The following is a 25966-nucleotide window of genomic DNA, read 5'->3' on the forward strand; positions in this document are numbered from 1 at the left end:
CGCGAGGACATCATGGCCAACCACACGTTCCAATGCATCGACGGCCACACCTGCGGCAATCCGGTCCGGCTGGTGGCAGGGGGCGGCCCGCGCCTCGAAGGCGCCAACATGATCGAGAAGCGCGCGCATTTCCTCGCTGAATATGACTGGATCCGCACCGGCCTCATGTTCGAGCCGCGCGGCCACGACATGATGTCCGGCTCGATCCTCTATCCGCCGACGCGCCCCGATTGCGATGTCGCCGTGCTCTTCATCGAGACGTCCGGCTGCCTGCCCATGTGCGGCCACGGCACGATCGGTACCGTGACGATGGCGATCGAAAACGGGCTGGTGACGCCGAAGGAGCCGGGTGTGCTGCGCCTCGACACGCCCGCCGGCCTCGTGGTCGCCAACTACAGGCAGGAAGGCCGCTTCGTCGAGGAAGTGCGCCTCACCAATGTCGCCTCCTTCCTCTATGAAGAGGGCCTCACCGCCGAAGTCGAGGGCCTGGGCGAGGTCAAGGTGGACGTTGCCTATGGCGGCAATTTCTACGCCATCGTCGATCCTCAAGCGTGTTTCCGCGATATCGCCGATTATACGGCCGGCGAACTGGTCGGCTATTCACCGAAGCTGCGCAAGGCACTGAACGAGAAATACAAGTTCGTCCATCCGGAAAACCCGGAGATCAACGGCCTGCGCCACATCCTGTGGGCAGGCGCGCCGAAGCATCCGGAAGCCACCGCCCGCAACGCGGTCTTCTACGGCGAAAAGGCCATCGACCGCTCGCCCTGCGGCACCGGCACGTCAGCCCGCATGGCGCAATGGGCCGCCAAAGGCAAGCTCAAGGTCGGTGACGATTTCATCCATGAAAGCATCATCGGCTCGCTCTTCAAGGGCCGCGTCGAGGCGGCGGTCAAAGTCGGCAACCGCGATGGCATCATCCCCTCCGTCGGCGGCTGGGCCCGCCAGACCGGTTTCAACACGATCTTCATCGACGATCGCGACCCCTATGCGCATGGGTTCACGGTGATCTGACCCCTTCTCCCCCAGGGGAGAAGGTGGCCCGAAGGGCCGGATGAGGTGTTCTATGGCAACCGCTGCGGGCTTGACTCCCCCTCTGGCCTGCCGGCCATCTCCCCCACAAGGGGGGAGACGACTCGTGGCGCATGTCACATGCTCAATCTAAGCTCGACCTGGCTGCTCCCGAAGGTGAGGGGGCACAACGGTCACTCTCCCTCCCCCTTGTGGGGAGGGTTGGGGAGGGGTCTTAGACCGCTTGTCGCGACGGAGAAGCCTCACCCACCCACCTGCGAAATCCAGTCGTTGAGATTGTAGTAATTCGTCACCCGCGCCACCTTGCCGTCGCGAATGTCGAAGAAGGCCCCGGCGGGAAGCGTGTAGGTCTGGCCGTTCGCTTCCGGCAGGCCCTCGTCGGTGGCAAGATATTGACCATTGACGATAAATTCCGCCGATGCCCGCTTGCCATCAGGGCTTGTCATGATCACCATGTCCGTCAGGTGTTCCTTGTAGCAGCGGTTCATGTGCGCCATGAAATCGGCGAAGGCTTGTCTGCCGGTCTGGCGTTCGCCCTGGTTGATGTCATGGGCGACATCGTCGGTGAGCAGCGACAGGAAGCGGTCCATGTCGCCGGCGTTGAAGGCGTCGTAATAGGCGGCAATGAGGTCTGCGGCTGGCATGAATAAACTCCGGGGTCATGAGACTGGTTGCGATATAGAGCAAATTCGGCGAACCTGAAAACCGGTTTCGCGTTGGGATGGGGCAAGAAAAGAGACTGAACCGTTCTGGAGGGGATATGCCATGACACTGACGATCAAGACGTTCTCCGGTCCATCTGCCGTGCCGTATTTCGATGACGTGGCGCGTCTGCGCATCGAGGTCTTCCGCGCATTTCCCTATCTCTACGAGGGCTCGGCGGACTACGAGCGGAAATATCTCTCCACCTATGCCCGCTCGCCCGGCTCCATCTTCGTGCTTGCCTTCGACGGTGACGAAGTTGTGGGGGCCGCGACCGGCACGCCGATGAAAGGCGAAACCCGTGAGGTGAAGGCGCCCTTCGTCGTCGGGGGCTTCAACACCGATGCGATCTTCTATTTCGGCGAATCCATTCTCCGCTCCAGCTATCGCGGCAGGGGCATCGGCGTGCGCTTCATCGAGGAGCGCGAAGATCATGCGAAGAACCTCGGCGGCATGACCCATTGCACCTTCTGTGCCGTCGAGCGCCCGGACGACCACCCGCGCCGGCCTGCCGATTATGTGCCGCTCGACGAGTTCTGGCGCAATCGCGGCTATCTGCCCCGCCCGGATCTGCGCACCACGTTCAACTGGCAGGATCTCGACGAGACGCAGGAAAGCCCCAAGCCCATGTCCTTCTGGATCAAGGAACTCTGACGGAATGGTGAAACTCGCCGCCTGCCAATATGCCATCGACCTCATCGAGACCTGGGACGCCTACGCCCACCACCTGACGACACTCGTCGGTGAGGCGGCGCGGCAGGGGGCGGAACTGGCGCTGTTGCCGGAATATGCCGCCATGGTGCTGGCAGGCCAGCTGGATGCCGGGAGCCGCTCCGACCTCCATGGCTCCATTGCCAGCATCCAGCCGCTGATCCCGCGCTGGGTCGAGCTTTGCGCCGAGATCGCCGCCAACCACAACATCCTGTTCTCGCCTGGCTCGGCCCCGGTTCTGGATACAGACGGCAAATACCGCAACCGCGCCTTCCTCTTCGGCCCGCAAGGCCTGATCGGCGTGCAGGACAAGCAGATCATGACACGCTTCGAGCGCGAGAAGTGGTTCATCGCGGCAGGCGTTCATGGCTTGAGGACCTTCGAGACGCCGATCGGAAAGCTCGGCATTCTCATCTGCTACGACAACGAATTCCCGATCCTCGCCCGCAATCTCGCCGAAGACGGCGCCGACCTCATCCTCGCGCCCTCCTGTACCGACACGCTCGCCGGCAGCTACCGCGTCCGTATCGGGGCTCAGGCAAGAGCGCTCGAAAACCAGATCGCCGTGCTTGCCTCCCCGACCGCCGGCAGTGCGCCCTGGTCGCACGCCATGGACGAGAACAAGGGCCGCGCCGCCCTCTATGTGCCGCCGGATTACGGCATGCCGCCCTCCGGCGTCTTCGCCGAAAGCCCAAAAGAGGACGTGGCAAGCTCCAGCTGGCTGGTGACGGAGATCGACCTCGAAGAGGTTATCCGGCTTCGCAAGGAAGGGCAGGTCGCAACCCGCCGCGACTGGCCGGAGCAGTTCCTGGATCACGCGCCGGAAAGTGCGGCCCGCCGCGCCGCAAGATAGCGCCGCTCTGCTTCGCCGGGGCCTAGCGCCAGAGCACGGTCGAAGGCCGCTTGCGCCCCTGCCACATTGCCGGTGCGAGCCAAGAGATCAGCCACAAGCGCGTGAAAGGGCAGGAAGTTTGCAAAGCGCTCCGGCTCCAACTTAGCGATTGTCGCCAGTGCCGGCTCCGGACCTTCGACCTCGGCTAACGCGACGGCACGGTTGATGGTCACGATGGGGTTGTCCTGCAAGTCGCACAGCACGTCATACGCACCCAGCACGGCCTTCCACGGCGGTGGGTCATCGAGGCTCTTGCGGCCGCACCACAGCGCATGGATCATCATGTTGAGAATGCGCGGCGCCGGCGAGCCGATCGACAGCGCCCTTCCGCAATAGCGTCGCGCATCGGCAATCAGGTCTGCAGACCAGCGCGCAGGATCCTGTTCGGACAGCGGGATCATGCTGCCATCGGCGGCGAGCCTTGCCGGCCGACGGGCTTCGGCGAAGCGGATGATGGCGGCCAGCGCCTGCACCTCCGCCTCGTCCGGCATCATTGAAGCCAGAAGCGCTGTGAGGGCCATCATCTCGGCAGCGAAGCCGGCGTGGCGGCCGGAGCCGGCAGCATCCTCATGCGCCTTCGAATAGGCGACCTCGAGCGTCGAGAGAACGGCGCTCAGCCGCTCCGGCCAGTGCTCCGGCCCCGGCACCTCGAAGCTCACGCCGGCCTCGCGGATCTTGCGCTTGGCCCGCACCAGCCGCTGCTGAAGCGCGACATCATTCGTGAGGAACACTCGCGCAATCTCGGCGACCTCCAGTCCGCAAACCAGCCTGAGCGTCAGCGCCGCCCGGCTGTCGGGGGCAACCGCCGGATGGCAGCAGATGAAGATGAGCCGCAGCCGCTCTTCCGGGATGATGGCGCTGTCGGAACTCATCAGATCCTCTGCAGTGGCGTCCGGCTCCGGCGGCTCAGGGATCAGCGTCTTTCGAACCTTCCGTCGCCGGACCATGTCGAGAGCGGCGCGCTCGGAGGTGCGGTAGAGCCAGGCAGAGGGCGCATCGGGCGTGCCGGACGCCGGCCAAGCCTTTGCCGCCCGTGAACAGGCCTCGGCAAAGGCCTCCTCGGCGATGTCGAGGTCACGGAACCGGGCGGCGAGTGCGGCAACGATCCGCGCGCCCGCCTCCCGAAACGCAGCCTCAAGAGCTTCGCCGCCCATCGCGACCTTACCGCGTCATGCCCGGCGGCATCGGGATCAGCGGCCGGATTTCGATCGCGCCGTCGCGCCCCAGCGGCACCTTCTTCGCCAGCGCGATCGCCGCGTCGAGATCGGGAGCCTCGATAAGGTAGTAGCCGCCCAGCTGCTCCTTCGTTTCGGCAAAGGGGCCGTCATGAATGGTCTGCTGGCCGTTCTCGGTCCGCACGGTCGTCGCGAAGGCCGTGCCCTTCAGGCCAGCGCCGCCGAGGCGGGCGGCACCCATCTCGCCGATGAAAGCGAAATGCTTGGGCCCGACCTCTGCCATGATCGGCCCGCTTTTCTCGGGTCCGCCGAAAATCTCTTCGTTCTCATAGATCAGAAGCATGTACTGCATGAATTCCGCCCCTCCTTGAGGCTCGTTCCGGCCCCGCCCATCGGCACCGTCGACAAAGAGACGCACGGCCCGAAGCGGAATCGACATCACCCGTGAAAAAAATGCAATCGCCTGTCTCGGACTTGTCCAAGCCCGAGATCTCCGCTTAATGTTGATGTCAACAATATAAGAGCGGGGACCTAGGCTTGCAGGATAGACCTTGGATGATCTGGACCGGGCGCGTTTTGAGCGTTTTCTTCGTACTCTTTATGCTGGGCGCCTCCGTGGCGCCAAAGCTGCTGGGCATGGCCGTGGCGGAGCAGACGTTGGCCGCACTCGGCTGGCCGCACGGCTATGCGCTGATGATCGGCTTGATCGAGCTTGCCGGCACCGTGCTCTACATCATCCCCGCCACCAGTCTGCTCGGCGCGATTATTATGACCGGCCTCTTCGGCGGCGCGATTGCAACGCAGGTGAGGGCGGAAAGCCCGCTCTTCTCGCATATCCTCTTCAGCTTCTATCTGGCCGCCTTCATGTGGGGCGGGCTGTGGCTGCGCGATGCCCGCATCCGCTCCATTCTGCCGTTTCGGCGTATGACGGGCGAAAATTGAGCGCGCCGCGCGGTCATTAACCACGCAAACCCTTATAATTCCGCTTTTCCGGGGCTTGTGCCGCTGCTATATGCCCGGACCATGAGCACAGATTCGACCCGCATCCCCCTCGACCATATCCGCAACTTCTCCATCGTCGCGCATATCGACCATGGCAAATCGACGCTGGCCGACCGCCTGATCCAGACCTGCGGCGGGCTGGAGTTGCGCGAGATGTCGGAACAGGTTCTCGATAACATGGATATCGAGAAGGAGCGCGGCATCACCATCAAGGCCCAGACGGTGCGTCTGAACTACAAGGCCAACAATGGCGAGGATTACGTGCTGAACCTCATCGACACGCCCGGCCATGTCGACTTCACCTACGAAGTCTCACGCTCGCTGTCGGCCTGCGAAGGCTCGCTTCTGGTGGTCGATGCCTCTCAGGGCGTTGAAGCCCAGACGCTCGCCAACGTCTACCAGGCGATCGACAACAACCATGAGATCGTCACCGTCCTCAACAAGGTTGACCTGCCGGCGGCAGAGCCGGACCGTGTGAAGGAACAGATCGAGGAAGTGATCGGCATCGACGCCTCCGAGGCGGTGCTGATTTCGGCCAAGACGGGTCTCGGCATTCCCGACGTTCTCGAAGCCATCGTGCACAAGCTGCCCGCGCCGAAGAGCGAGAAGGGCGCAGACGCGCCGCTCAAGGCCCTGCTGGTCGATAGCTGGTACGACACCTATCTCGGCGTCATCGTTCTGGTGCGCATTCTCGACGGCGTGCTGCGCAAGGGCATGACCATCCGCATGATGGGCACGGATGCGAAATACGGCATTGAGCGCGTCGGCGTGATCACGCCGAAGATGGTCAATGTCGAAGAACTCGGCCCCGGCGAGATCGGCTTCATCACCGCCTCGATCAAGGAAGTGGCCGACACCCGCGTCGGCGATACGATCACGGAAGACAAGCGCCCGACCGACAAGGCCCTGCCGGGCTTCAAGCCGGCCCAGCCTGTGGTCTTCTGCGGTCTGTTCCCGGTCGATGCGGCCGATTTCGAAGACCTGCGCGCCGCCATGGGCAAGCTGCGCCTCAACGATGCGTCCTTCTCCTTCGAAATGGAATCGTCGGCGGCCCTCGGCTTCGGCTTCCGCTGCGGCTTCCTCGGACTGCTGCATCTGGAAATCATCCAGGAGCGCCTCGAGCGCGAGTTCAATCTCGATCTCGTCGCAACCGCCCCCTCGGTTGTCTACAAGATCAGGCTCACGGACGGCACCGAGCGCGAGCTGCACAATCCGGCCGACATGCCCGATGTCGTCAAGATCGACGAAATCCACGAGCCCTGGATCAAGGCGACGATCATGACACCGGATGAGTATCTCGGCTCGATCCTCAAGCTTTGCCAGGACCGCCGTGGCATCCAGACGGACCTGTCCTATGTCGGTAGCCGCGCCATGGTGTCCTACGAACTGCCGCTCAACGAAGTCGTCTTCGACTTCTATGACCGGCTGAAGTCGATCTCCAAGGGCTATGCCTCCTTCGACTACAATCTCGCGGACTATCGCGAAGGCGATCTCGTCAAGCTCAATATCCTGGTCAACGGCGACCCGGTCGATGCGCTCTCGATCCTCGTTCACCGCTCGGCGGCAGACCGCCGCGGCCGCGCCATGTGCGAGAAGCTCAAGGAACTCATCCCGCCGCACATGTTCCAGATCCCGATCCAGGCCGCCATCGGCGGCAAGGTGATTGCGCGTGAAACGGTACGCGCACTGCGCAAGGACGTGACCGCCAAGTGCTACGGCGGCGATGCCACCCGCAAGCGCAAGCTTCTGGAAAAACAGAAGGAAGGCAAGAAGCGCATGCGGCAGTTCGGCAAGGTCGAAATTCCGCAGGAAGCGTTTATTGCGGCGCTCAAGATGGAAGAGAACTGAGAAACCCTCTCTCAGCCGATCTCGCATAACGAAACAGCAAGCTTTGACAGGGTTGCGTGGACGAGCCATGCGCGGAGCGCGCGGCTGCCATGACAAAACGAAACAGCGAGTGCCGACCCGCGCTGTCCATGACCGTGCCTCGGCGCAATGTAGGCGTTGATGTCTTCAGTAGAAGGCAACAATAAGTAAGCGCTGAAATTGCATCTTTGATTATGTCTCGTCTGCGGCGCGATTGTAACCGCATGTCACTTTTTGCATCGCAGCATGCGTATCAGACGGTATTTACAGATTTCTGCGTCTGAGCAACTGGATAATTTTCCAGTATTTTTTGTTTTTATTTGTTTGGCTTGGAAATATTAAGCGAAAACAAAAAATATATTATCTTGAGTGGTCCGAATTCCGAGAGTTGAATTCTAATTCAGGCAGGTCTCGTTTCCAATTCTCCAAGAATAAGGTTAGCCAGCCGTAAAAATCATTGCAAGCTGGGCAGTCTTTTCGCTATGGTTCCTTTATGCGGCCGGTATTTGGCTGCGAATGATTGCGTATGAGTTCTGATTTTAGTCAGGAATTTTCAGATGGCGTTCAAGGAACTTGAATTTGCTCGTCATGAATCGGTTGAGTCCATGACGCCCGCGCGGGCGATGAGTGAGGTGTGGGCCGAGCGTTGTGCATCCAGATCTGTCGATGAAAAGCCCGTCCAGATGGGGCTGAAACGGGCGATGGATATCGTCCTTGCCTCGATCGCACTCTGGGTGCTTCTTCCCGTCCTGATCCTCATTGCGATTGCGATCCGGCTGACAAGTCCGGGGCCGGCGCTGTTCACCCAGTTGCGCTGGGGCCGGAACTGCGAAAAGATCAAGGTCTACAAGTTCCGTTCAATGTATGCCGATCGCGGGGATCAGACGGGCGTCGTTCAGACGCGGGCCGGCGATAGCCGCATCACGCCCCTGGGCGCCGTGCTTCGCAAAACCAATCTCGACGAACTGCCGCAGCTGATCAATGTGCTGAAGGGTGACATGTCGCTCGTGGGGCCGCGCCCGCATGCCATCGGCATGCAGGCAGCCGGCATGCTTTATGAGGATCTGGTGCCCGAGTACCACAAGCGTCATCGTGTTCGACCGGGCATTACCGGGCTTGCGCAGATGCGCGGGCTCAGAGGACCTACGTTGCTCGCCAGCAAGTCGCGTGCGCGCGTTGCAGCGGATCTCTTTTATGTCGAGAACTATTCTCTCATGCTCGATATCCGTATCCTCTACCGCACACTTCGCGACGAAGCCTTCGGTGGCTCCGGCTTCTGACGCTCCCCATAACCATAAACAGGTTCACTGGCAGACATCGACCCATTGTGCTGCGGTGAGGTCTGCCATGCGTTGAGGCGCAATCCTGACTGCGGCATTGATGGCCCCGGCGGCGGGTACCACTTCTGCAAAGCTCTGCAGCGAAACATCACAATAGACCGGGATGGGGTGGGGCAGTCCAAAAGGGCATACGCCCCCGACAGGATGGGACGTTTCGGCCTCCACCTCGTCCAGCGGCAGCATGCGCGGCTTGCCGCTGAACATCCCCTTGAACTTCTTGTTGTCGATGCGGGCATCGCCGCGGGCCACGATGAGGATCACGCCGTCATCGGTTCTGAAGGCAAGTGTCTTGGCGATCTGGCCCGGCTCGACGCCGTGTGCCTCTGCAGCCAGCGCAACGGTCGCGGTGCTTGTCTCAAGTTCTATGACGGAAATGTCGGGTGCGTGGGCTGCGAAGAAATCTTTGACGGACTGAATGCTCATGGGATGGAAACTTGCCTTGCCGAAAGTGTCGGCGCCAATCTTTCCGGGTAGAGGCTCTCAAGTCAATGCGACAACGGCGCGACGCGATGCGCCAATCGTTGAACCGGCGCATCGCAGTTGCGTCGGTTCATGATCCGTCTCCGACCGTTTCGCGGCGGGAGAGGAGTGGTGGACCGAGGTGCATTGCTGGCCGCATCGATCCCGTCTGGATCGATCCGTTCTCCACAATCGCTCCTCTTCGGCGTCAATCAGAACACGGGATCGACCGGTGCCTTTCTGTCGCTATCGAGGGACACAAGTAGGGAGAACGCTGCCAGGGTGAAGGTGGCGATAAGCGTCGCGCTCATTCCAAGAACAATCATTGCTCATTCCTTTGATGACATCATTGTCATTTTGCACTTCGACAATATTTCGGGTCGCTTGTCTGTAGCTTGCGTGTCTTCTGAAGGGTAATAACCATGATATGGGCCTTTTTGACTTGTTAACGAATGGTTAATGGCAAAAGGAAGGGACTGTTGCGCCCATCTTTGCTGCGGCTGCGAAGAATAGGCGACGACGACTCTTGCATATTCTTCATCGGCCTCCACGCTCGCTCCCGAGGAACGACGTGTTCTCAAAATGCCCTCTCTCAGGAGATGGAAATTTCACCACGGTGGCAAATTCCGAATTAAATTAGTCTACAAAAACAGTAGACAATAGGTTTATGATCTGCGCCAAGGGGGGCGGTGCCCCAAGTCAGAAAAGCCGGGAGACGCCCATCATGACACCTATGGACCTGATCGACCGAAAGATCGTCGCCGCACTTCAGAACGATGCCACACTCTCCGTCGCGCAGATTGCCGAGCAGGTCGCCCTGTCGCAAACGCCGTGCTGGAAGCGGATACAGAAGCTGGAGCAGAGCGGTGTTATCCTGCGCCGCGTCGCGCTCGTGTCACCGGAGGCGGTGGGCCTCGGCCTGACGGTCTTTGTCGCCATCGAGGCGGCCGATCACAGCCCCGCCTGGCGCGACAATTTCTCGGAAACGATTGGCTCCATGCCGGAGGTGATGGAGATTCACCGCATGGCCGGCGAGATCGACTACATGCTGAAAGTCGCGGTGGCCGACATGGCATCCTTCGACGCCTTCTATCGTCGGTTGACGGAAGCTGTGGCCCTGAAAAACGTGACCTCGCACTTCGCCATGGAGCGGATCAAGAGCACGACAGCCTATCCGGTCGACACCCTCACCAGGTGACCCGCCGCGTTTTCGCCTCAAAGGAGATGAATTTTCTCCTAATCGCGGCAGAAAGAGAATTTACAAAGTCTATAAGTGTACTAGACTATCTCGTGTTCAAGTCAGCATTCAGCCCAGAACGGGAGGTTGCCGTGACAACAAGACAGACGACGAATTCGCATATCAAGATGAGTCAGACTTTCAGCGGAGCCGCGTTGACGCGTGCTCTGGGCTGGATTGCATTCCTGGCTGCCTATGGCGTGGTTGCGGTTCTAGTTCTGAAGCCCGGAGCGTTTTTCTGACGGGCAGAGGCGGGGCGCAGGGCTTCCGAAGGCCGTGATCGTTCCGCAAACCGCAACATCGCCTGGCGGCCGCGACAATCGGCGGAGACCTGCGATGCACGAGTTCGAGACGAGAGTGACTAAGGGCGATGATCGGACGTGTACATCACGCCCGTGGCCCTTCAGTGATGAGGATATGCAGACCGATGCTCACGATGAAGGGCAAATATGGTTTGAAGGCGCTTCACTATCTGTCGGGCATCCCGGAAGGCACCGTGGCCCAGTCGGTGGAGATCGCCGAGACTTACGGCATGTCGAAGAAGTTTCTCGACGCGATCCTTGCCGATCTGCGCAATGGCGGCTTCGTCGAAACGCGCAAGGGCAGGAGCGGCGGCTACCGTCTGGCCCATCGTCCCGAAGAGATCATGGTCGGCCATGCCTTGCGGGTCCTCGACGGGCCGCTGGCACCGATCAGCTGCGCCAGCCGGACGGCCTATCAGCGCTGCAGCGATTGCGCCGACGAGGCAACATGCGCGGTGCGCCTCTCGATGCTCGAAGTGCGCGAGGCTATCGCTTCGGTTCTCGATACGAAATCACTGGCCGATATGCGGTCGATGGTCGAGGCAGCGAGCCTCGAGAAAGACGAGTTTCTGGAAATATCCTGAGCGGTGCCAAGCGGCTTCCGCTCCAACCCGGGAGGCGGAGATGACGCATCACATCGTAATTGCAGGCGGCGGAGCCAGTGGAGCCATCATGGCGGCCAATCTCTTCCGGCTTGGCAATGGCGCGCTGCGCGTCACGCTCGTCGAGGCGAGCGGCGAGGTCGGAAAGGGGCCCGCCTATTCGACCACCAATCCCTCGCATCTCTTCAATGTCCGTTCGGCGCAACTCAGCGCCTTTTCCGGCACGCCCGACCATTTCGATCGCTGGCTGGCGATCCATCATCCGGAGTTCACGCGCAACGGCCCGTTCGTTCCGCGTGGCGTCTATAGAGAGTATCTGGAGGCGGCGCTCCGGGAAACGGCCCCCGTGGGCAAGTTGCGCATCCTGCCGCAGGCGTGCGTCGGCATGCGCGAGCTGGAACATGGCGTTGAGGTGACTTTGGCCGATGGCTCATCGCTTCCCGCCCATTTCGCCATCGTGGCGACCGGCTTTGGCGTGCAGGACAAGAGTGAAGGACTTCTGTCCAATCCCTGGACAGCGCTGCCTCCGGAAAACAGCGAGGCCCGCGTGCTGATCGTCGGCACGGGCCTGACCATGGTGGATACGGTTCTGTCGCTACTCGACAACGGCCACCGCGGGAAAATCGTTGCCGTGTCGCGGCGCGGGCTCCTGCCGCAGCGCCACGCGTTGCATCGGCCCCTCCAGCTTTCCACGGCCGACATTCCGCTCGGTGCCAGCGTGCACTATCTCAGCCGCTGGCTGACCGATCTGGTGCGCGCGCATGTCAACAACGGCGGCGACTGGCGCGATGTCATGGACGGCATGCGCCCGCATATCCAGACGGTCTGGCGATATCTGCCGACGGAATCGCGCGCGCGTTTCCTGCGCCATGCCGCCGCCTTCTGGGACGTGCACCGTCACCGCATGCCGCCGGCCCAGGCCGAGCGCATCTCGGCGGTGCTGGAAAGCGGTCAGCTCGAGATCGTCAAGGGCCGCTTCCTCTCTGCGGAGCGGCGCGGCGACCGGCTGTTTGCCGAAATCCTGCGTCCCGGCTGGGACGAGCCGGGGCCGTTCAAGGCCGATGTGATCTATGACTGCCGGGGCGTTCGTCGCCGTGCGGATCAGGATATGCCGGGTTTTGCCGGCGCTCTCGTTCAAAGCGGTGCCGCGCGGCTGGAAAAGCTGGGCCTCGGCCTGGAATTCGACCGCAGCTGCGCGCTTATCAATGGCCAGGGCGAACCATCTTCCCGCATCTTCGGCATCGGCCCGGTGACGCTCGGCACCTTCTGGGAATCGATCGCCGTTCCCGATATCCGTGAGCAGGCCCGCCAGATCGCCGAACGCATTGCCTCGGGCGGTCGTTTGGCTGCTCGCGGTTCCGTTGCCCGCCTGCCGTAAGACCGCACCGGACAGAGCATAAAATCATCGGGGTCAGGATCCGGAGCGGGATTCTGGCCCCGAAATCTTTGCGCAAAATCTCTGAGAAAATCGCGGAGAGAAATTCTATCGCTGGGGCCGTGCAAGAGAGATCACCGCATCTCTTTCTGCGCCTCAATATGGAATGGACGGAAATGCGTTCGTGAGATTAGTCTATTTATAAGATAGACAATAACGCGAAGGAGATGCACATGTCCGCCCACCCGTCCAAGCCTGGAATCGTCGGCCTTTCCGGCAGCTTCAGCTCTCCCTCCAAGACCCGCGGGCTGGCTGAGGAAGCTGTTCGCCGCGCCGCCGATCGGTTTGACCACGCTTCCGAAGTCTACGACCTCGGCCAGTTCGGGCCGGAGCTGGGCCTTGCCCGCAGCTTCAACGATCTCGGCGAGGAAGCCCGCCGCATCGTTGATCGCATTGTTCAGGCCAAGGCGGTCGTCATCGCAAGCCCCGTCTACAAGGGCAGCTATCCGGGCCTCTTCAAGCATCTCTTCGATCTCATCGACCCGACCTGGCTTGCCGGCAAGCCGATCCTGCTTGCCGCAACCGGCGGCGGCGAAAAGCACGCACTCATCATCGAGCACCAGCTGCGCCCGCTCTTTGCCTTCTTCGAAGCCCAGACGCTGGCCACCGGCGTCTATGTGTCCGAACGCGATTTCATCGAGGGCAGGCTTGCCAACAAGGCCGTTCTCGAACGCCTTGATCGTGCCGTCGAGCAGCTTGCTCCCTACCTTCCGCAATACCGCCAACAGGAGCGAAGCTTGGCGCCGGTGAGCCATTTGCGGCTTCATCAGGAAGCGGTCGCGGCAGGTTTCTGAACACCCGAAAACAACATCCGAGAAGCGGCGTCCGCGCGGAGAGGCGAGGCGTGCCGAGACCCTTAACTCCACGGAGATCACGATCATGACACGCAAGATCAGACTAGGTGCATTCCTTCCCGGCGGCGGCCAGCACATCGCAGCCTGGCGTCACCCCGACCAGCCGGCAGACGGCGCAACCAGCTTCGAATTTCACAAGCAGCTGGCTCTGACGGCCGAGCGCGGCCTGTTCGACGCCTACTTCCTCGCCGACGGCTTGGCGATTGCCTTTGGCGGCGGCATCGAGGGTGGCAATGCCAAGGTGGCGGGCTTCGAGCCGGTGACGCTCTTCTCGGCGCTCGCCCCGTTCACCACCCATCTCGGCTTCATCGCCACCGCCTCCACGACCTATGAGGAGCCCTACAATCTTGCCCGCAAGTTCGCCTCGCTCGATCTCATTTCCGATGGTCGCGCCGGCTGGAACGTGGTGACGACGGCGACCGAATCCGCCGCGCAGAACTTCAACCTCGACCATCAGCACCCGCATGCCTTCCGCTATCGCCGTGCCGGCGAATTCGTCGAAGTGGTGAAGAAACTGTGGGACAGTTTCGAGGACGACGCCTTCATCCGCGACCGCGAGACCGGCCGCTTCTTCGATCCCACGAAGGTGCACTACACCAACCATCGCGGAGAGCATTTCAAGGTGCGCGGTCCGCTGAATGTTTCGCGCTCACGCCAGGGCCACCCGGTCATCGTGCAGGCCGGTCAATCGGATGACGGTCGCGGCCTAGCCGCCCAGACGGCGGAAGTCATCTTCACGGCCCACCAGCACATCGAGACGGCGCAGGAATTCTACCGCGACATCAAGGCGCGCGCTCGTGGTCTAGGCCGCAATCCGGATCATGTTCTCATCATGCCCGGCGTCTCGCCCTTCGTCGGCCACACACTGGACGAAGCGAAGGAAAAATACGAGCGCCTGACGAGCCTCATCCTCGAAGAAGACGGCCTCGCCCTGATCAAGGGCCTGACCGGCGGCGAGCTTGACCTCACCGGCGCCGATCTCGACGGCCCGTTGCCGCCCGCCCCGCCGACCGAGGGCATGAAGAGCCGCCAGGCGCTCATCCGCCAGATCGCCGACGAAAACAATTTCACCATCCGCCAGCTCTATCAGTGGGTAGCCTCTGCTCGCGGCCATTTCACCCTCGTCGGCACGCCGGCGACGATTGCCGACACGCTGCAGGAATGGTTCGAGAACGAGGCCGCCGATGGCTTCAACATCCTGCCGCCGTGGCTGCCGACCGGCCTCAACGACTTCGTCGATCTGGTCATTCCGGAACTGCAGCGCCGCGGCCTGTTCCGCACGGAATACGAGGGCAGGACGCTGCGCGAAAATCTCGGCCTGCCGTTCCCGCAGAACCGCTGGACTCTGGCGCAAGGCGCTGTCCAGGCCGCCGAATAACCGACAGACACCAGATCAGAGGACATTCCCATGGCGCTCGATATCGAACAGTCCTATCCGCTGAACTCCGCCCCGTCGAAGACGGGCGGACTGAGGTCCCGACAGGCCGGCCCCGCCTTCTCCACGGGCGCGATTGGCCGGCTTGTCCGGGGCAGCGTTCAGGGTGCGGTCGTCCGCTACGGTTCGATCATCGCGCTCGCCGTCCTCTGGCAGGTGTCGGCAACCGCCGGGTGGGTCAATCCGGCGGTCATCCCGCCGCTGGACCGTATCTTCGAGGCGGTGACGAACGGCTTCATCTCCGGCCCGCTCTGGCGCGATGTCGCCATCAGCCTCCAGCGCGCCGGCATCGCCTTTGCGGCAGCGGTCGCGCTTGGCATTCCGCTCGGCCTCTTCATGGGCGAGATCCGCATCATCGAGCGTGCGCTTGATCCGATCCTGCAGCTACTGCGCCAGACCTCGGCGCTGGCGCTCTATCCGGTCTTCATCCTGTTGCTGGGCCTGGGTGAAACCTCGAAGGTCTTCGTGATCTTCTGGGCCACGCTCTTCCCGATCCTGCTCGCCACCATCGGCGGTGTGAAACAGGCCGACCCCAAGCTCATCGAAATGGCCCGCGTCTATGGCGCCCGCCGCTCGCATATCTTCCGCAGCGTCGTGCTGCCGGGCGCCCTGCCGCAGATATTTGTCGGCCTGCGCCTCAGCGCCACCACCGCGCTCCTGCTGCTCATTGCCGCCGAAATGATCGGCGCCAATAGCGGCCTCGGATTCCAGGTGATGAACGCGCAATACAATTTCCAGATCCCGCTGATGTTCGGCGCGATCCTGCTGCTTGCAGCCCTTGGCCTCGTCGCCAACGCCATTCTCGAAACCCTTCAGAAACGACTGTGCCGCTGGGCGCCCGCAAAGCCCTGAACAGTCGCACCACACCCATTAATCAAGGAGAGAACACCATGACCACCAACATCAACCGCCGCCGTTTCAATGCGCTCGCGGCCCTGTCCGCCAGCCTCTTCCTCTCGACGCCCATGGGCTTTGCCTTTGCCGCCGGTCCCGAAGAGGTCAAGATCCGCTACCTCGCCGATCAGGGCGGTCTGTCCGGCCATGAACTTGCCGCCGCACTCGGCTATTTCGATGGCACCGGCATCACAATAGAAAATGTCGGCTATGCCCAGGGTGGCCCGGCTTCGCTCTTCGCACTGGCCTCCGGCAATGTCGAACTCGGCAGCGCCGCAACATCGGCCGTGCTCAACTCGATTGCCGGCGGCAATGATTTCGTTGCGGCCTATCCGTCCAACGGCATCAATCAGAAGACGGAAAGCATCTTCTATTCGCTGGATGGAAGCCCGATCAAGTCGATCAAGGACCTTGCGGGCAAGACGATTGCCGTCAACACGCTCGGCGCCCATCTCGACTACACGGTGCGCGAGGCGCTGCACTCCGTCGGCCTGCCGGAAAACGCCGCCAAGCTCGTCACCGTGCCCGGCCCGCAGCTGGAGCAGGTTCTGCGCTCGAAACAGGTGGACGTGGCTGCCTTCGGCTACTGGCAGAAGACGTTTGAAGGTGCCGCGCTGAAGAATGGCGGCCTCCAGAAGATTTTCGGCGATACGGATGTTCTCGGCGAAATCGCCGGCGGCTTCGTGGTGCTTCGCCGCGACTGGATCAAGGCGCATCCCAAGGCCGCGCAGATCTTCGTCGAACAGTCGCAGCGCGCGCTCGACTACGCCCAGAACCATCCGGAAGAAACGAAGAAGATCATCGCCAAAGTGCTGACCGCGCGCGGCGGAAACGGCGATATCGCCCAATATTTCACCGGCTACGGCCTGCGTCCCGGCGCCAAGGCAACCGACCGCGACATCCAGTTCTGGATCGATATCCTCGTGCGCGGCGGGCAGATCAAGAAGGACCAGATCAAGGTCGAGAACGTGCTCTACACGCCCGAGCGCTTCGCCAGCAACTGACCGTCAGTGAAAGGCCGGTGCATTGGGCCCCGGCCTTCCGTCCCAGGAAGTGAGGTTTGACATGACGACGACTGCACCCGAAACGCTCCGGGGCGAGGTCACGATCCGCGATCTTTCCAAGACCTTCAACATCAACGGCCGCGCGCTGAACGTGCTGAAAGGCGTCAACCTCCATATCCGCGGCGGCGAATGCCTCGCCATCGTCGGCGCCAGCGGCTCGGGCAAGACCACGCTGCTGCGTGTGCTTGCGGGGCTGGAGGAGGCCGACGAAGGCCGCGTGTTGATTGACGGCGAGCCTGTCCACGGCGTGGGCACGGAGCGTGCGGTGATCTTCCAGGAACCGCGACTCTTGCCCTGGCGCACTGTGATCGAAAACGTCGCCTTCCCGCTCGAAGTGCGCGGCCTCTCCCGCGACGAAGCCCGCCAGCGCGCCCGCCACCATGTCCAGCTCGTCGGGCTCGCCGATTTCGTCGAAGCCTATCCGTCGCAGCTCTCCGGCGGCATGGCCCAGCGTGTCGGCATTGCCCGCGCACTCGCCATCCAGCCTGAAATTCTCCTCCTCGATGAACCGCTGGGCGCGCTGGATGCCATGACCAAGCTCACCATGCAGGAAGAACTCTCCCGCATCTGGCGCGAGGAAAAGGTGACGATGATCATCGTCACGCACGATCTGGAAGAAGCCATCTATCTCGCCGACCGCGTGCTGGTGCTGCCAAAGGACAAGGGCGGTCGCATCCGTGAGATCGAGGTGGACCTCCCGCGGCCCCGCAACCGCAGCGAGGGCGGCTTCGTGAAGTTGAGAGAGGAGTTGCTGGGGGAGTTTGGGCTGCATTGAAGGCAGCACGTTCCGAAACCCTTCCCCGTCGCATGCGCTTATCCCCGCACTTGCGGGGATTTTGCGTTTTTGGAAAGACGATCAGCCAATGCGCAGGTACATACAGCGGTTGCGCCAGCAACGCGTGCCGGGCAGCGTGCAATCGTTCACATGTAGAATTTTAGAGAAAAATGGCGGACAGAGAGGGATTCGAACCCTCGGTACGCTTTCACGTACACACGCGTTCCAGGCGTGCGCCTTAAACCACTCGGCCACCTGTCCATGCCTTGATCCGCCGTGGTTTTCATCGGCGGCCGCGGGGAGATTGCCGTATTGGTAATTCCCTGATCTTTGCGCCGTCAATTTGCTTTTTGTCGGCAGGCCGGGCGGATATATACCGATCAAATCGAAAGGATCAACTGCTTTCTTCCGAAAAAGTTGCCGCTTGTGACGGCCTGATGACGAAGACGTGATGAGGGGACCATTGTTCTCACCTTCCCGGCTTTCTATTTATGGCACAAGTCGATAAAGTGGACCGACTTGAGCGTGTGGCCGGCAGGACATGAAACCGGTTTTGGGGCCGCTCGGGCGGGATCGTTCGTCAACAGCCATAGTGAATGAGATAGAGGGTCATGCGCTTCCTGCTGCGCTTGTTCAGCGTGTTCTTTTTGGCCGCCGCCGTCGTTGCCGGCACGGCAGACACGATCCAGTCCTTCGCCGCCGATGGGCCGGTGATGACGCCCGGTTTGACCGTCGTGGAGTTTGTAGCACCGAAGGCCCTTGAAAAGGCCGAAGCCTATGTCGGCGGCCTGCCGGATGGCGCGCAGCTACAGAACATGCTGCTGAGCGTGTTCAACCAGCCGGCCTTCGCGCTGTTCCTCGGGTTGGCCCTGATCTTCTGGGTCCTCGGCTACAAGCGCAAGAAGCCCGCTGGCCGCTTTTCGGCCTGAGCTGACCGCGACACTCTTTGATCCGCCTCGCATGCCGCCCGACCGATCTGCCATGCTTCGGAAGGCGTAATCCCGTTCCCTCGTGTATAAGGAGATGACCATGTTCCTGACCGATCTGATGAACAAGAAGACCGTCATGCCCGATCCGGCGCGCGCGCTGCCCGGTCGTCCTGAACCGATTCCGACCTCGGAAACGCATTTCGTCAACGGACGCCCGCTGGCCGGTCCCTATCCGGACGGCATGAAGCGCATTCTGCTCGGTATGGGCTGCTTCTGGGGCGCAGAACGCCACTTCTGGAAGATTCCCGGCGTCTGGGTTACGGCGGCCGGCTATGCCGGCGGCTTCACGCCCAACCCGACCTACCAGGAAACGGTGACGGGCCTGACGGGCCATGCGGAAGTCGTGCTGGTGGTCTACGATCCCAAGGTCGTGAGCCTGAACGCTCTGCTGAAATCCTTCTTCGAGGCGCATGATCCGACGCAGGGCATGCGACAGGGCAATGATGTCGGTACGACCTATCGCTCGACCATCTACACGTATGACGATGCCGACCTGAAGGCGGCGTTTGCAGCACGCGATGCCTTCCAGAAAGCATTGAAGGAAAGCGGTGTTCGGGCCGAGATCACGACGGAGATTGCGCCGGCCGGTCCGGTCTATCTGGCGGAGGACTATCACCAGCAATATCTGGCGAAGAATCCCGGCGGCTACTGCGGCCTGCGCGGAACGGGCGTAACATGCGCTATTGATTGAAGGTTTGCTAATTCGAACATGGGTACGGTTGCGGCTTTTGCGGGCCGCATCCGTACCCAATCTTTTTTGACCGGTTGAGAAATTTTTGATGAATTTTCTTTTTCGGCATGCAAGGATGCCTCAAGCTTGGTCCTTCTAGAGGGGAGGCCGGCGTTCCGCGGCCTTGCAGTGGAAGGGCAGCGGAAAGACCCGAAAACATCAGAAAACAGGGCTTTCAAAAATGAAGAAATTCGTTCTCAGTCTCCTGGCCACGGCGGCCATGGCCGCTCCCGTGCTGGCCGCAGACGCCAAGCCGGCCATCATCTACGACCTTGGCGGCAAGTTCGACAAGTCGTTCAACGAAGCTGCCTTCCATGGCGCTGAGAAGTTCACCAAGGAAACCGGAACCAAGTTCCGCGAATTCGAAATCTCCAATGAAGCCCAGCGCGAACAGGCGCTGCGCAAATTCGCCAAGGATGGCGACAACCCGATCGTGACCGCGGGCTTCATGTGGACGGAAGCCATGACCAAGGTCGCGGCTGAATTCCCGAAGACCAACTTCGTCGTCATCGACACCGTCGTGAAGGCGCCGAACGTCAAGTCGATCCTCTTCAAGGAACAGGAAGGCTCCTACCTCGCCGGCGTCATGGCTGCCATGGCTGCCAAGTCCGGCACCGTCGGCTTCGTCGGCGGCATGGACATCCCGCTCATCCACCGTTTCGCCTGCGGCTATGCCGGCGGCGTGAAGTCGGTCAAGGCTGACGCGAAGGTTCTGCAGGCCTACACGGGTTCTGACCCGTCGGCATGGAACGACCCGGTCAAGGGCGGCGAAATCACCAAGTCGCAGATCTCGCAGGGCGCTGACGTGGTTTACCACGCTGCCGGCGGCACCGGCGTTGGCGTTCTCCAGGCTGCCGCAGACGCTGGCAAGCTGGGCATCGGTGTTGATAGCAACCAGAACGGCCTGCAGCCGGGCAAGGTTCTGACCTCGATGATGAAGCGCGTGGACGTTGCCGTCTATGACTCGTTCAAGGCCGGCAAGGACGGCACGTTCAAACCTGGCATCGACGTGCTCGGCCTGAAGGAAAAGGGCGTTGATGTTGCCATGGACGACAACAACAAGAAGCTCGTGACCCCGGAAATGGAAGCCGCCGTCAAGAAGGCGCGCGCTGACATCGAATCCGGCAAGGTGCAGGTCCACGACTACATGTCGGACGAAAAGTGCCCCTATTGATCGGTTGACGATATCAGGACCGCTCCCGGCTCATCCGGGAGCGGTCTCTTTTTTGCCGGATAAGAAAAGCAAGACGGCTGGGGAATGCGGATTTTGCGCTCATCGGCGGGCGAAGGCCATTGGCGGTGAGGCGAAGCCTCGATCCGGTCAGAAATGCGGTGGGCGGCTCACCGGATGGGCCTCGATGGATGCCTCTTCCAGCGCCATGAAGCGCTCGGCCAGGCGGTCGAGTTTCACCTGCATCGCATTGATGATTTTCCACTGGCGGGCCACTTCGCCCGACAGCTCCTCGATCATTCTTGCCTGATGTGCCGCATGTTCCTCAAGTCGGGCAATGCGGTCGTCTTCTGTCTGGCTCATCTTTGTCGTCCTCCAGAGTGCCCGGGTTTCGGGCCGGGCTTTACAAGCGGCAATTTGCCAGTCAACGTTGACAGCAATGCCGTTGGGGCCGGTCATCATCTGAAAACGGTTTGACATGAGCGATTTTGCGATAGAACTCAAGGGCATCGACAAGCGTTTCGGCGCCGTCCATGCCAACAAGAACATCAATCTCCAGGTCGCCAAGGGGACGATCCACGGCATTATCGGCGAAAACGGTGCCGGCAAGTCGACGTTGATGTCCATTCTTTATGGCTTCTATCAGGCCGATAGCGGCGAGATTTTCATTTCCGGCCAGAAGGCCAATATCAAGGATTCCAAGGCTGCGATCTCTGCCGGCATCGGCATGGTCCACCAGCATTTCATGCTCGTCGAGAATTTCTCCGTGCTGGAAAACATCATGCTGGGTGCCGAGGAAAGCGCGATCCTGACCAAGGGCATCACCAAGGCGCGCGCCGAGTTGAAGCGGCTCGAAGAGCAGTATGAGATGGAAGTCGATCCCGATGCGATCATCGAGGAGCTTCCCGTCGGCGTGCAGCAGCGCGTCGAAATCCTGAAAGCCATCTATCGCAAGGCCGATATCCTCATCCTCGACGAGCCGACGGGTGTGCTGACGCCCGCCGAGGCCGATCACCTTTTCCGCATCCTCGCGCAGCTGAAGGAGCAGGGAAAGACGGTCATTCTCATCACCCACAAGCTGCGGGAAATCATGGCGATCACCGACGAAGTCTCCGTCATGCGCCGCGGCGAAATGGTCGCGACCCGCAAGACGTCGGAGACCAGTGTCGAGGAACTCGCCGAGTTGATGGTCGGCCGCCGCGTTCTCCTGCATGTCGAAAAGGGCGAGGCAAAGCCGGGCGAAGTCAAGCTTTCGGTCCGCAACCTGACCGTCCGTGACAGCCGCGGCGTGACCATGGTCGACAACGTCTCCTTCGACGTTCGCGCCGGCGAAATCGTTGGCATTGCGGGCGTCGCAGGCAACGGCCAGTCCGAGCTTCTGGAAGCCATCGCGGGCATGCGCTCGGCCACGAGCGGCACAGTCACGCTCAGCGGACAGCCGGTGGATGTCACCGGCCCCGGCGACCCGGCCGACATGCGCCGTCGCGGTCTCGCCCATGTCCCGGAAGACCGCCACCACACCGGCCTCGTGCTGAAATTCGAGGAAGCCGAGAACGCGATGCTCGGCTATCACGGCGACCGGAAATTCGGCCAATCCTTCCTTCTCGATGTCGAAGCCGTCCGCAAGGACGCGATGGAGAAGATCGAGCAATACGACATCCGCCCGCCGAACCCGCGGCTCAAGACCGCCAATTTCTCCGGCGGCAACCAGCAGAAGATCGTTCTGGCGCGCGAGATGGAACGCAACCCCGAAGTGCTGATCATCGGCCAGCCGACGCGCGGGGTGGACGTCGGAGCGATCGAATTCATCCACAAGCGCATCATCGAAATGCGCGATCAGGGCAAGGCGATCCTGCTCGTCTCGGTGGAGCTGGACGAAATCCGCTCGCTCGCCGACCGTATCATCGTCATGTTTGCCGGCCGCATCGCCGGCGAGCGCAATCCGGATGCCTCCGAAGGCGAACTCGGCCTGTTGATGGCCGGTGTGGAACAGAAGCTGGAGGCCGCCGAATGAGCACCCCTTTCGCCAAACTTCCCGGTTGGGTCGAATACGCCCTGATCCCGCTCGTCAACCTCGCCGTCGCCTTCCTCGTGGCCGGTATCGTCGTGGTCTTCGTGGGTGAAAACCCGCTGGAAGCTGCGCGCATCATGGTCACCGGCGCGTTCGGCTCGGGCGAGGGCATCGGCTTCACGCTCTACTATGCGACCTATTTCATTCTCACGGGCCTTTCGGTGGCGGTCGCCTTTCATGCCGGGCTGTTCAATATCGGTGCGGAAGGTCAGGCCTATGTCGGCGGGATCGGTGTCGCCGCGGCCTGCCTGACCTTCGACCACACCATGCCCTGGTATCTCGTCTTCGTGCTGGCGAGCCTCGGTTCGATGCTTTTCGGTGCTCTCTGGGCGCTCATCCCGGCCTGGCTGCAGGCCTATCGCGGCAGCCATATCGTGATCACCACGATCATGTTCAACTACATCGCATCGAACCTGATGCTCTACATGCTCTTGAACGTCTTCAAGCCCCTCGGCCAGATGGCCGCGCAATCGCGCACCTTCGAGGAGGGCGGGCAATTGCCAAAGCTCGGCGGGTTGCTGTCGATTTTCGGGCTCGATATCGGCGGCGCGCCCTTCAATTTCTCCTTCCTCGTAGCGCTGGTTGCGGCCTTCGTCGTCTGGGTGCTGATCTGGCGCACGCGGCTGGGCTATGAAATGCGCACCATGGGCTTCCAGCCGCATGCGGCGCGCTTTGCCGGCATGAAGAGCAAGCGCATCGTGATCATTGCCATGCTGATTTCCGGCGCACTCGCCGGGCTGATGGCGCTGAACCCGATCATGGGTGACCAGTATCGCATCCAGCAGGATTTCGTCACCGGTGCCGGCTTTGTCGGGATTGCGGTGGCGCTGATGGGCCGGTCTCATCCGCTCGGCATCGTGCTCGCCGCCATTCTCTTCGGCATGCTCTACCAGGGCGGCGCCGAGCTTTCTTTCGACATGCCGGAAATCACCCGCGACATGATCGTCGTCATTCAGGGGCTCGTCATCCTGTTTGCCGGCGCGCTCGAGCATATGTTCCGTCCCGCCATCACAGCCTTCTTCGCGCGGGCCGGCAAATCGCGCAGCGAAGCGGCAGCAGGGGTCTGAACCATGGATACCAACACAATCGTCGTCCTCCTTCAGTCCACCATTCGCGTCTCGGTGCCGTTGATCCTGACAGCGCTCGCTGGCCTCTATGCAGAACGCTCCGGCGTGGTCGATATCGGCCTCGAGGGCAAGATGCTGGCGGCCGCCTTTGCGGGCGCTGCAACCGCCGCCGTCACCGGCTCGGCCATCACTGGCATCGGCGCCGCCATGCTGGTCTCCGTCGCCTTCTCGCTGGTCCACGGCTATGCCTCGATCAGCCAGCGCGGCGACCAGATCGTCTCCGGCACCGCGATCAACTTCATAGCCGCTGGCGCAACGGTCATTCTCGGCCAGGCCTGGTTTGCCCAAGGGGGTCGCACGCCGGCACTTTCGGCCGACGCGCGGCTTTCGACCTACAAACTCCCCGGCGCGGATGCCGTCCGTGACGTGCCGGTGCTGGGTCCGATCTATTCAGACCTCTTGTCCGGGCACTATCTTCTAACCTATTTCGCCTTCGCCATGGTCCCGATTACCTGGTGGGTGCTTTATCGGACCCGCTTCGGCCTCAGACTTCGCGCCGTCGGCGAAAATCCCGGTGCGGTCGACACGGCCGGCATCTCGGTGGTGCGCATGCGCTATCTCGCCGTCATCTGCGGCGGCATGCTTTGCGGTCTGGCAGGGGCCTATCTCTCCATGGCGCTGGCCAATGGGTTCGTGAAGAACATGTCTGCCGGCCGCGGCTTCATCGCGCTCGCCGCTCTCGTCTTCGCCAACTGGAAGCCGAAGAACATCCTCATCACCTGCCTCCTATTCGGCTTTCTCGATGCACTGTCCATCTACAGCCAGAATGCCGATCTGCCGATCATGAGCAGCATTCCGGATCAGGCCATCCAGGCGCTGCCCTATGTCCTGACCGTGATCCTGCTCGCAGGCTTCATCGGCAAGGCTTCGCCGCCCAAGGCCTCGGGCGTGCCCTATGTGAAGGAGCGCTGAGATGTCTGCAGACCTTTACGAAGCCGCGAAGAAGGCGATGGCGCTCTGCCACGCGCCCTATTCGAAATTCCCCGTCGGTGCGGCCATACGCGCCGAGGACGGCAAGATTTATGCCGGCGCGAATATCGAGAACCTCGCTTTCCCGGAAGGCTGGTGCGCCGAAACGACCGCCATCAGCCACATGGTCATGGGTGGGGCGAAACAAATCGTCGAGATCGCCGTTATCGCCGAGAAGCTGGCTCTCTGCCCGCCCTGCGGCGGCTGCCGTCAGCGCATCAAGGAATTTGCGAGCGTGAATACGCGCATCTATCTCTGCGACGAGGCGGGCGTGAAGAAGACGATGACGATGAACGAGCTTCTGCCGCATAGTTTCGAAACCGGGGTGATCGGATGAGGGCGACGATCGATCTTCTGGTCTCGAAGCTCGACGGCCTGCTGCCGCGCCATGGCATTGTCCTGGGCTCCGGCCTCGGAAGTCTGGTCGAAGCGGTTGATGTCGTCACCCGCATTCCCTATTCCGAGCTCGAGGCCTTTCCAGTCAGCGCTGTCTCCGGCCATGCCGGTGAACTGGTCGCGGGCAGGCTGAACGGCGTGCCGGTGATCATGCTCTCAGGCCGCGTCCATTATTACGAAAAGGGCGATGCCGCAGCCATGCGCCGGCCGCTCGAAGTGCTGCATGGCATCGGCGTCACGCATCTCATCCTGACCAATTCGGCAGGCTCGCTGCGTGAGGACATGCCGCCGGGTTCGGTCATGCGCATTTCCGACCACATCAACTTTACCGGCCGCAACCCACTGATCGGCGAGGAAACGGACGCCCGTTTCGTCGGGCTCACCAATGCCTATGACGCCGATATGGCGGCCGACATGGAGCGCGCAGCGATGAAGACCGGCGTGCTGCTCAAGAACGGCGTCTACATGTGGTTCTCCGGCCCGAGCTTCGAGACGCCGGCGGAAATCCGCATGGCCCGCGTGATGGGCGCGGATGCGGTCGGCATGTCGACCGTGCCTGAAGCCATCCTCGCCCGCTTCCTCGGCATGAAGGTGGCCGCCGCCTCCGTCATCACCAACTACGCTGCCGGCATGACCGGCAACGAACTGTCGCATCATGAAACCAAGGATATGGCCCCGGTCGGCGGAGCCCGGCTGGCCACGATCCTGAAAGACATGATCGCTGGAGAACACTGAC

Annotated in this window: 28 protein-coding genes and 1 tRNA gene; 23 read left to right on the forward strand and 6 right to left on the reverse strand. The window is 61.7% G+C overall.

The window, feature by feature from the left end:
• Positions 1-12: 12 nt before the first annotated feature.
• Positions 13-1014, forward strand: a complete 1002-nt coding sequence (locus ABID16_RS10685; RefSeq protein WP_354556314.1) for a 4-hydroxyproline epimerase — start codon at positions 13-15, stop codon at positions 1012-1014.
• Between the two features lie 260 nt (positions 1015-1274).
• Here the strand turns inward: ABID16_RS10685 and ABID16_RS10690 are convergent, their stop codons facing one another.
• The gene (locus ABID16_RS10690) at positions 1275-1676 is read right to left on the reverse strand and encodes a ketosteroid isomerase-related protein (RefSeq protein WP_354556315.1); all 402 of its coding nucleotides are present in this window, start codon (positions 1674-1676) and stop codon (positions 1275-1277) included.
• Positions 1677-1797: 121 nt separating this feature from the next.
• On the opposite strand from ABID16_RS10690, the gene ABID16_RS10695 reads away from it, so the two are divergent.
• Both ABID16_RS10695 and ABID16_RS10700 read left to right on the forward strand, forming a co-directional pair.
• Positions 1798-2388: a GNAT family N-acetyltransferase gene (locus ABID16_RS10695; RefSeq protein ID WP_354556316.1), complete on the forward strand. Its 591-nt coding sequence runs from the start codon at positions 1798-1800 to the stop codon at positions 2386-2388.
• 4 nt (positions 2389-2392) lie between these two features.
• Positions 2393-3298, forward strand: coding sequence for a carbon-nitrogen hydrolase family protein (locus ABID16_RS10700; RefSeq protein WP_354556317.1), 906 nt, complete (start codon positions 2393-2395; stop codon positions 3296-3298).
• Here the strand turns inward: ABID16_RS10700 and ABID16_RS10705 are convergent.
• Positions 3259-4491, reverse strand: coding sequence for an RNA polymerase sigma factor (locus ABID16_RS10705; protein WP_354556318.1), 1233 nt, complete (start codon positions 4489-4491; stop codon positions 3259-3261). The genes ABID16_RS10700 and ABID16_RS10705 overlap by 40 nt on opposite strands.
• Before the next feature lie 7 nt (positions 4492-4498).
• The gene (locus ABID16_RS10710) at positions 4499-4864 is read right to left on the reverse strand and encodes a YciI family protein (protein ID WP_354556319.1); all 366 of its coding nucleotides are present in this window, start codon (positions 4862-4864) and stop codon (positions 4499-4501) included.
• A 203-nt stretch (positions 4865-5067) separates the two neighbouring features.
• On the opposite strand from ABID16_RS10710, the gene ABID16_RS10715 reads away from it, so the two are divergent.
• From ABID16_RS10715 to ABID16_RS10725, 3 genes are all read left to right on the forward strand, one after another.
• Positions 5068-5454: a DoxX family protein gene (locus ABID16_RS10715; protein WP_354556320.1), complete on the forward strand. Its 387-nt coding sequence runs from the start codon at positions 5068-5070 to the stop codon at positions 5452-5454.
• A gap of 81 nt (positions 5455-5535) precedes the next feature.
• Complete coding sequence (gene lepA / locus ABID16_RS10720) at positions 5536-7362, forward strand: translation elongation factor 4 (RefSeq protein ID WP_354556321.1); 1827 nt, start codon at positions 5536-5538, stop codon at positions 7360-7362.
• A 701-nt stretch (positions 7363-8063) separates the two neighbouring features.
• Entirely contained in the window at positions 8064-8660 is a 597-nt protein-coding gene (locus tag ABID16_RS10725) for a sugar transferase (RefSeq protein WP_435532411.1), read from the forward strand.
• A 24-nt stretch (positions 8661-8684) separates the two neighbouring features.
• Here ABID16_RS10725 and ABID16_RS10730 read toward each other — a convergent pair whose 3' ends face one another.
• On the reverse strand, positions 8685-9143 hold the full coding sequence (locus ABID16_RS10730) for a YbaK/EbsC family protein (protein ID WP_354556322.1): 459 nt from the start codon (positions 9141-9143) through the stop codon (positions 8685-8687).
• A gap of 769 nt (positions 9144-9912) precedes the next feature.
• Here ABID16_RS10730 and ABID16_RS10735 point away from each other — a divergent pair.
• From ABID16_RS10735 to ABID16_RS10775, 9 genes are all read left to right on the forward strand, one after another.
• Positions 9913-10377, forward strand: a complete 465-nt coding sequence (locus ABID16_RS10735; protein ID WP_494337801.1) for an Lrp/AsnC family transcriptional regulator — start codon at positions 9913-9915, stop codon at positions 10375-10377.
• Positions 10378-10508: 131 nt separating this feature from the next.
• Positions 10509-10658 (forward strand): hypothetical protein, encoded by a 150-nt coding sequence (locus ABID16_RS10740; RefSeq protein ID WP_354556324.1) that lies wholly within the window; start codon positions 10509-10511, stop codon positions 10656-10658.
• A gap of 185 nt (positions 10659-10843) precedes the next feature.
• Entirely contained in the window at positions 10844-11302 is a 459-nt protein-coding gene (locus ABID16_RS10745) for an RrF2 family transcriptional regulator (RefSeq protein WP_354556325.1), read from the forward strand.
• 40 nt (positions 11303-11342) lie between these two features.
• Complete coding sequence (locus ABID16_RS10750) at positions 11343-12698, forward strand: FAD/NAD(P)-binding protein (protein ID WP_354556326.1); 1356 nt, start codon at positions 11343-11345, stop codon at positions 12696-12698.
• A gap of 230 nt (positions 12699-12928) precedes the next feature.
• Positions 12929-13549: an FMN reductase gene (gene msuE / locus ABID16_RS10755; protein WP_354556327.1), complete on the forward strand. Its 621-nt coding sequence runs from the start codon at positions 12929-12931 to the stop codon at positions 13547-13549.
• 85 nt (positions 13550-13634) lie between these two features.
• On the forward strand, positions 13635-14987 hold the full coding sequence (locus tag ABID16_RS10760; RefSeq protein WP_354556328.1) for an LLM class flavin-dependent oxidoreductase: 1353 nt from the start codon (positions 13635-13637) through the stop codon (positions 14985-14987).
• A gap of 30 nt (positions 14988-15017) precedes the next feature.
• Entirely contained in the window at positions 15018-15896 is an 879-nt protein-coding gene (locus tag ABID16_RS10765) for an ABC transporter permease (RefSeq protein WP_354556329.1), read from the forward strand.
• Positions 15897-15934: 38 nt separating this feature from the next.
• Complete coding sequence (locus ABID16_RS10770) at positions 15935-16942, forward strand: ABC transporter substrate-binding protein (RefSeq protein WP_354556330.1); 1008 nt, start codon at positions 15935-15937, stop codon at positions 16940-16942.
• Positions 16943-17003: 61 nt separating this feature from the next.
• Positions 17004-17777, forward strand: a complete 774-nt coding sequence (locus ABID16_RS10775; RefSeq protein ID WP_354556331.1) for an ABC transporter ATP-binding protein — start codon at positions 17004-17006, stop codon at positions 17775-17777.
• Between the two features lie 171 nt (positions 17778-17948).
• On the opposite strand, the gene ABID16_RS10780 is transcribed toward ABID16_RS10775, so the two are convergent.
• Positions 17949-18038, reverse strand: a tRNA-Ser gene (locus ABID16_RS10780).
• Between the two features lie 350 nt (positions 18039-18388).
• Between ABID16_RS10780 and ABID16_RS10785 the strand changes: the two genes are divergently transcribed.
• The 3 genes from ABID16_RS10785 to ABID16_RS10795 all read left to right on the forward strand — a co-directional run bounded on the left by ABID16_RS10785 (position 18389) and on the right by ABID16_RS10795 (position 20670).
• Entirely contained in the window at positions 18389-18706 is a 318-nt protein-coding gene (locus ABID16_RS10785; RefSeq protein ID WP_354556332.1) for a hypothetical protein, read from the forward strand.
• 100 nt (positions 18707-18806) lie between these two features.
• On the forward strand, positions 18807-19457 hold the full coding sequence (gene msrA, locus ABID16_RS10790; protein WP_354556333.1) for a peptide-methionine (S)-S-oxide reductase MsrA: 651 nt from the start codon (positions 18807-18809) through the stop codon (positions 19455-19457).
• Positions 19458-19677: 220 nt separating this feature from the next.
• A complete protein-coding gene (locus ABID16_RS10795; protein ID WP_354556334.1) occupies positions 19678-20670 on the forward strand; it encodes a BMP family lipoprotein in 993 nt (330 codons plus the stop codon).
• 147 nt (positions 20671-20817) lie between these two features.
• On the opposite strand, the gene ABID16_RS10800 is transcribed toward ABID16_RS10795, so the two are convergent.
• Entirely contained in the window at positions 20818-21030 is a 213-nt protein-coding gene (locus ABID16_RS10800) for a SlyX family protein (RefSeq protein ID WP_230827905.1), read from the reverse strand.
• A gap of 115 nt (positions 21031-21145) precedes the next feature.
• Between ABID16_RS10800 and ABID16_RS10805 the strand changes: the two genes are divergently transcribed.
• Genes ABID16_RS10805 through ABID16_RS10825 form a run of 5 tightly spaced genes read left to right on the forward strand, consistent with a single transcriptional unit; the run spans position 21146 to position 25965 of the window.
• Complete coding sequence (locus ABID16_RS10805) at positions 21146-22681, forward strand: ABC transporter ATP-binding protein (RefSeq protein ID WP_354556335.1); 1536 nt, start codon at positions 21146-21148, stop codon at positions 22679-22681.
• On the forward strand, positions 22678-23805 hold the full coding sequence (locus tag ABID16_RS10810; RefSeq protein WP_354556336.1) for an ABC transporter permease: 1128 nt from the start codon (positions 22678-22680) through the stop codon (positions 23803-23805). The genes ABID16_RS10805 and ABID16_RS10810 overlap by 4 nt, the downstream gene beginning before the upstream one ends.
• A gap of 3 nt (positions 23806-23808) precedes the next feature.
• The gene (locus ABID16_RS10815) at positions 23809-24777 is read left to right on the forward strand and encodes an ABC transporter permease (protein WP_354556337.1); all 969 of its coding nucleotides are present in this window, start codon (positions 23809-23811) and stop codon (positions 24775-24777) included.
• Between the two features lies 1 nt (position 24778).
• Entirely contained in the window at positions 24779-25171 is a 393-nt protein-coding gene (locus ABID16_RS10820; protein WP_354556338.1) for a cytidine deaminase, read from the forward strand.
• Positions 25168-25965, forward strand: a complete 798-nt coding sequence (locus ABID16_RS10825) for a purine-nucleoside phosphorylase (protein WP_354556339.1) — start codon at positions 25168-25170, stop codon at positions 25963-25965. Before ABID16_RS10820 ends, ABID16_RS10825 begins: the two co-directional genes overlap by 4 nt.
• Position 25966: the final 1 nt, after the last annotated feature.

Source organism: Limnomicrobium aquaticum (assembly GCF_040545545.1).
Lineage (GTDB): Bacteria > Pseudomonadota > Alphaproteobacteria > Rhizobiales > Rhizobiaceae > Ensifer_A > Ensifer_A aquaticum.

Bases quoted from the DNA above. Each gene is read 5' to 3' on its own strand.
- msuE (WP_354556327.1), top strand. From the start codon at position 12,929: ATGTCCGCCCACCCGTCCAAGCCTGGAATCGTCGGCCTTTCCGGCAGC.
- ABID16_RS10815 (WP_354556337.1), top strand. From the start codon at position 23,809: ATGGATACCAACACAATCGTCGTCCTCCTTCAGTCCACCATTCGCGTC.
- ABID16_RS10710 (WP_354556319.1), bottom strand. From the start codon at position 4,864: ATGCAGTACATGCTTCTGATCTATGAGAACGAAGAGATTTTCGGCGGA.
- ABID16_RS10705 (WP_354556318.1), bottom strand. From the start codon at position 4,491: ATGGGCGGCGAAGCTCTTGAGGCTGCGTTTCGGGAGGCGGGCGCGCGG.
- ABID16_RS10785 (WP_354556332.1), top strand. From the start codon at position 18,389: ATGCGCTTCCTGCTGCGCTTGTTCAGCGTGTTCTTTTTGGCCGCCGCC.
- ABID16_RS10760 (WP_354556328.1), top strand. From the start codon at position 13,635: ATGACACGCAAGATCAGACTAGGTGCATTCCTTCCCGGCGGCGGCCAG.
- ABID16_RS10735 (WP_494337801.1), top strand. From the start codon at position 9,913: ATGGACCTGATCGACCGAAAGATCGTCGCCGCACTTCAGAACGATGCC.
- ABID16_RS10775 (WP_354556331.1), top strand. From the start codon at position 17,004: ATGACGACGACTGCACCCGAAACGCTCCGGGGCGAGGTCACGATCCGC.
- ABID16_RS10725 (WP_435532411.1), top strand. From the start codon at position 8,064: ATGGGGCTGAAACGGGCGATGGATATCGTCCTTGCCTCGATCGCACTC.
- ABID16_RS10770 (WP_354556330.1), top strand. From the start codon at position 15,935: ATGACCACCAACATCAACCGCCGCCGTTTCAATGCGCTCGCGGCCCTG.
- ABID16_RS10730 (WP_354556322.1), bottom strand. From the start codon at position 9,143: ATGAGCATTCAGTCCGTCAAAGATTTCTTCGCAGCCCACGCACCCGAC.
- ABID16_RS10795 (WP_354556334.1), top strand. From the start codon at position 19,678: ATGAAGAAATTCGTTCTCAGTCTCCTGGCCACGGCGGCCATGGCCGCT.
- ABID16_RS10715 (WP_354556320.1), top strand. From the start codon at position 5,068: ATGATCTGGACCGGGCGCGTTTTGAGCGTTTTCTTCGTACTCTTTATG.
- ABID16_RS10825 (WP_354556339.1), top strand. From the start codon at position 25,168: ATGAGGGCGACGATCGATCTTCTGGTCTCGAAGCTCGACGGCCTGCTG.
- ABID16_RS10700 (WP_354556317.1), top strand. From the start codon at position 2,393: ATGGTGAAACTCGCCGCCTGCCAATATGCCATCGACCTCATCGAGACC.
- ABID16_RS10805 (WP_354556335.1), top strand. From the start codon at position 21,146: ATGAGCGATTTTGCGATAGAACTCAAGGGCATCGACAAGCGTTTCGGC.
- ABID16_RS10690 (WP_354556315.1), bottom strand. From the start codon at position 1,676: ATGCCAGCCGCAGACCTCATTGCCGCCTATTACGACGCCTTCAACGCC.
- ABID16_RS10750 (WP_354556326.1), top strand. From the start codon at position 11,343: ATGACGCATCACATCGTAATTGCAGGCGGCGGAGCCAGTGGAGCCATC.
- ABID16_RS10800 (WP_230827905.1), bottom strand. From the start codon at position 21,030: ATGAGCCAGACAGAAGACGACCGCATTGCCCGACTTGAGGAACATGCG.
- ABID16_RS10745 (WP_354556325.1), top strand. From the start codon at position 10,844: ATGCTCACGATGAAGGGCAAATATGGTTTGAAGGCGCTTCACTATCTG.
- ABID16_RS10810 (WP_354556336.1), top strand. From the start codon at position 22,678: ATGAGCACCCCTTTCGCCAAACTTCCCGGTTGGGTCGAATACGCCCTG.
- ABID16_RS10820 (WP_354556338.1), top strand. From the start codon at position 24,779: ATGTCTGCAGACCTTTACGAAGCCGCGAAGAAGGCGATGGCGCTCTGC.
- msrA (WP_354556333.1), top strand. From the start codon at position 18,807: ATGTTCCTGACCGATCTGATGAACAAGAAGACCGTCATGCCCGATCCG.
- ABID16_RS10695 (WP_354556316.1), top strand. From the start codon at position 1,798: ATGACACTGACGATCAAGACGTTCTCCGGTCCATCTGCCGTGCCGTAT.
- lepA (WP_354556321.1), top strand. From the start codon at position 5,536: ATGAGCACAGATTCGACCCGCATCCCCCTCGACCATATCCGCAACTTC.
- ABID16_RS10765 (WP_354556329.1), top strand. From the start codon at position 15,018: ATGGCGCTCGATATCGAACAGTCCTATCCGCTGAACTCCGCCCCGTCG.
- ABID16_RS10685 (WP_354556314.1), top strand. From the start codon at position 13: ATGGCCAACCACACGTTCCAATGCATCGACGGCCACACCTGCGGCAAT.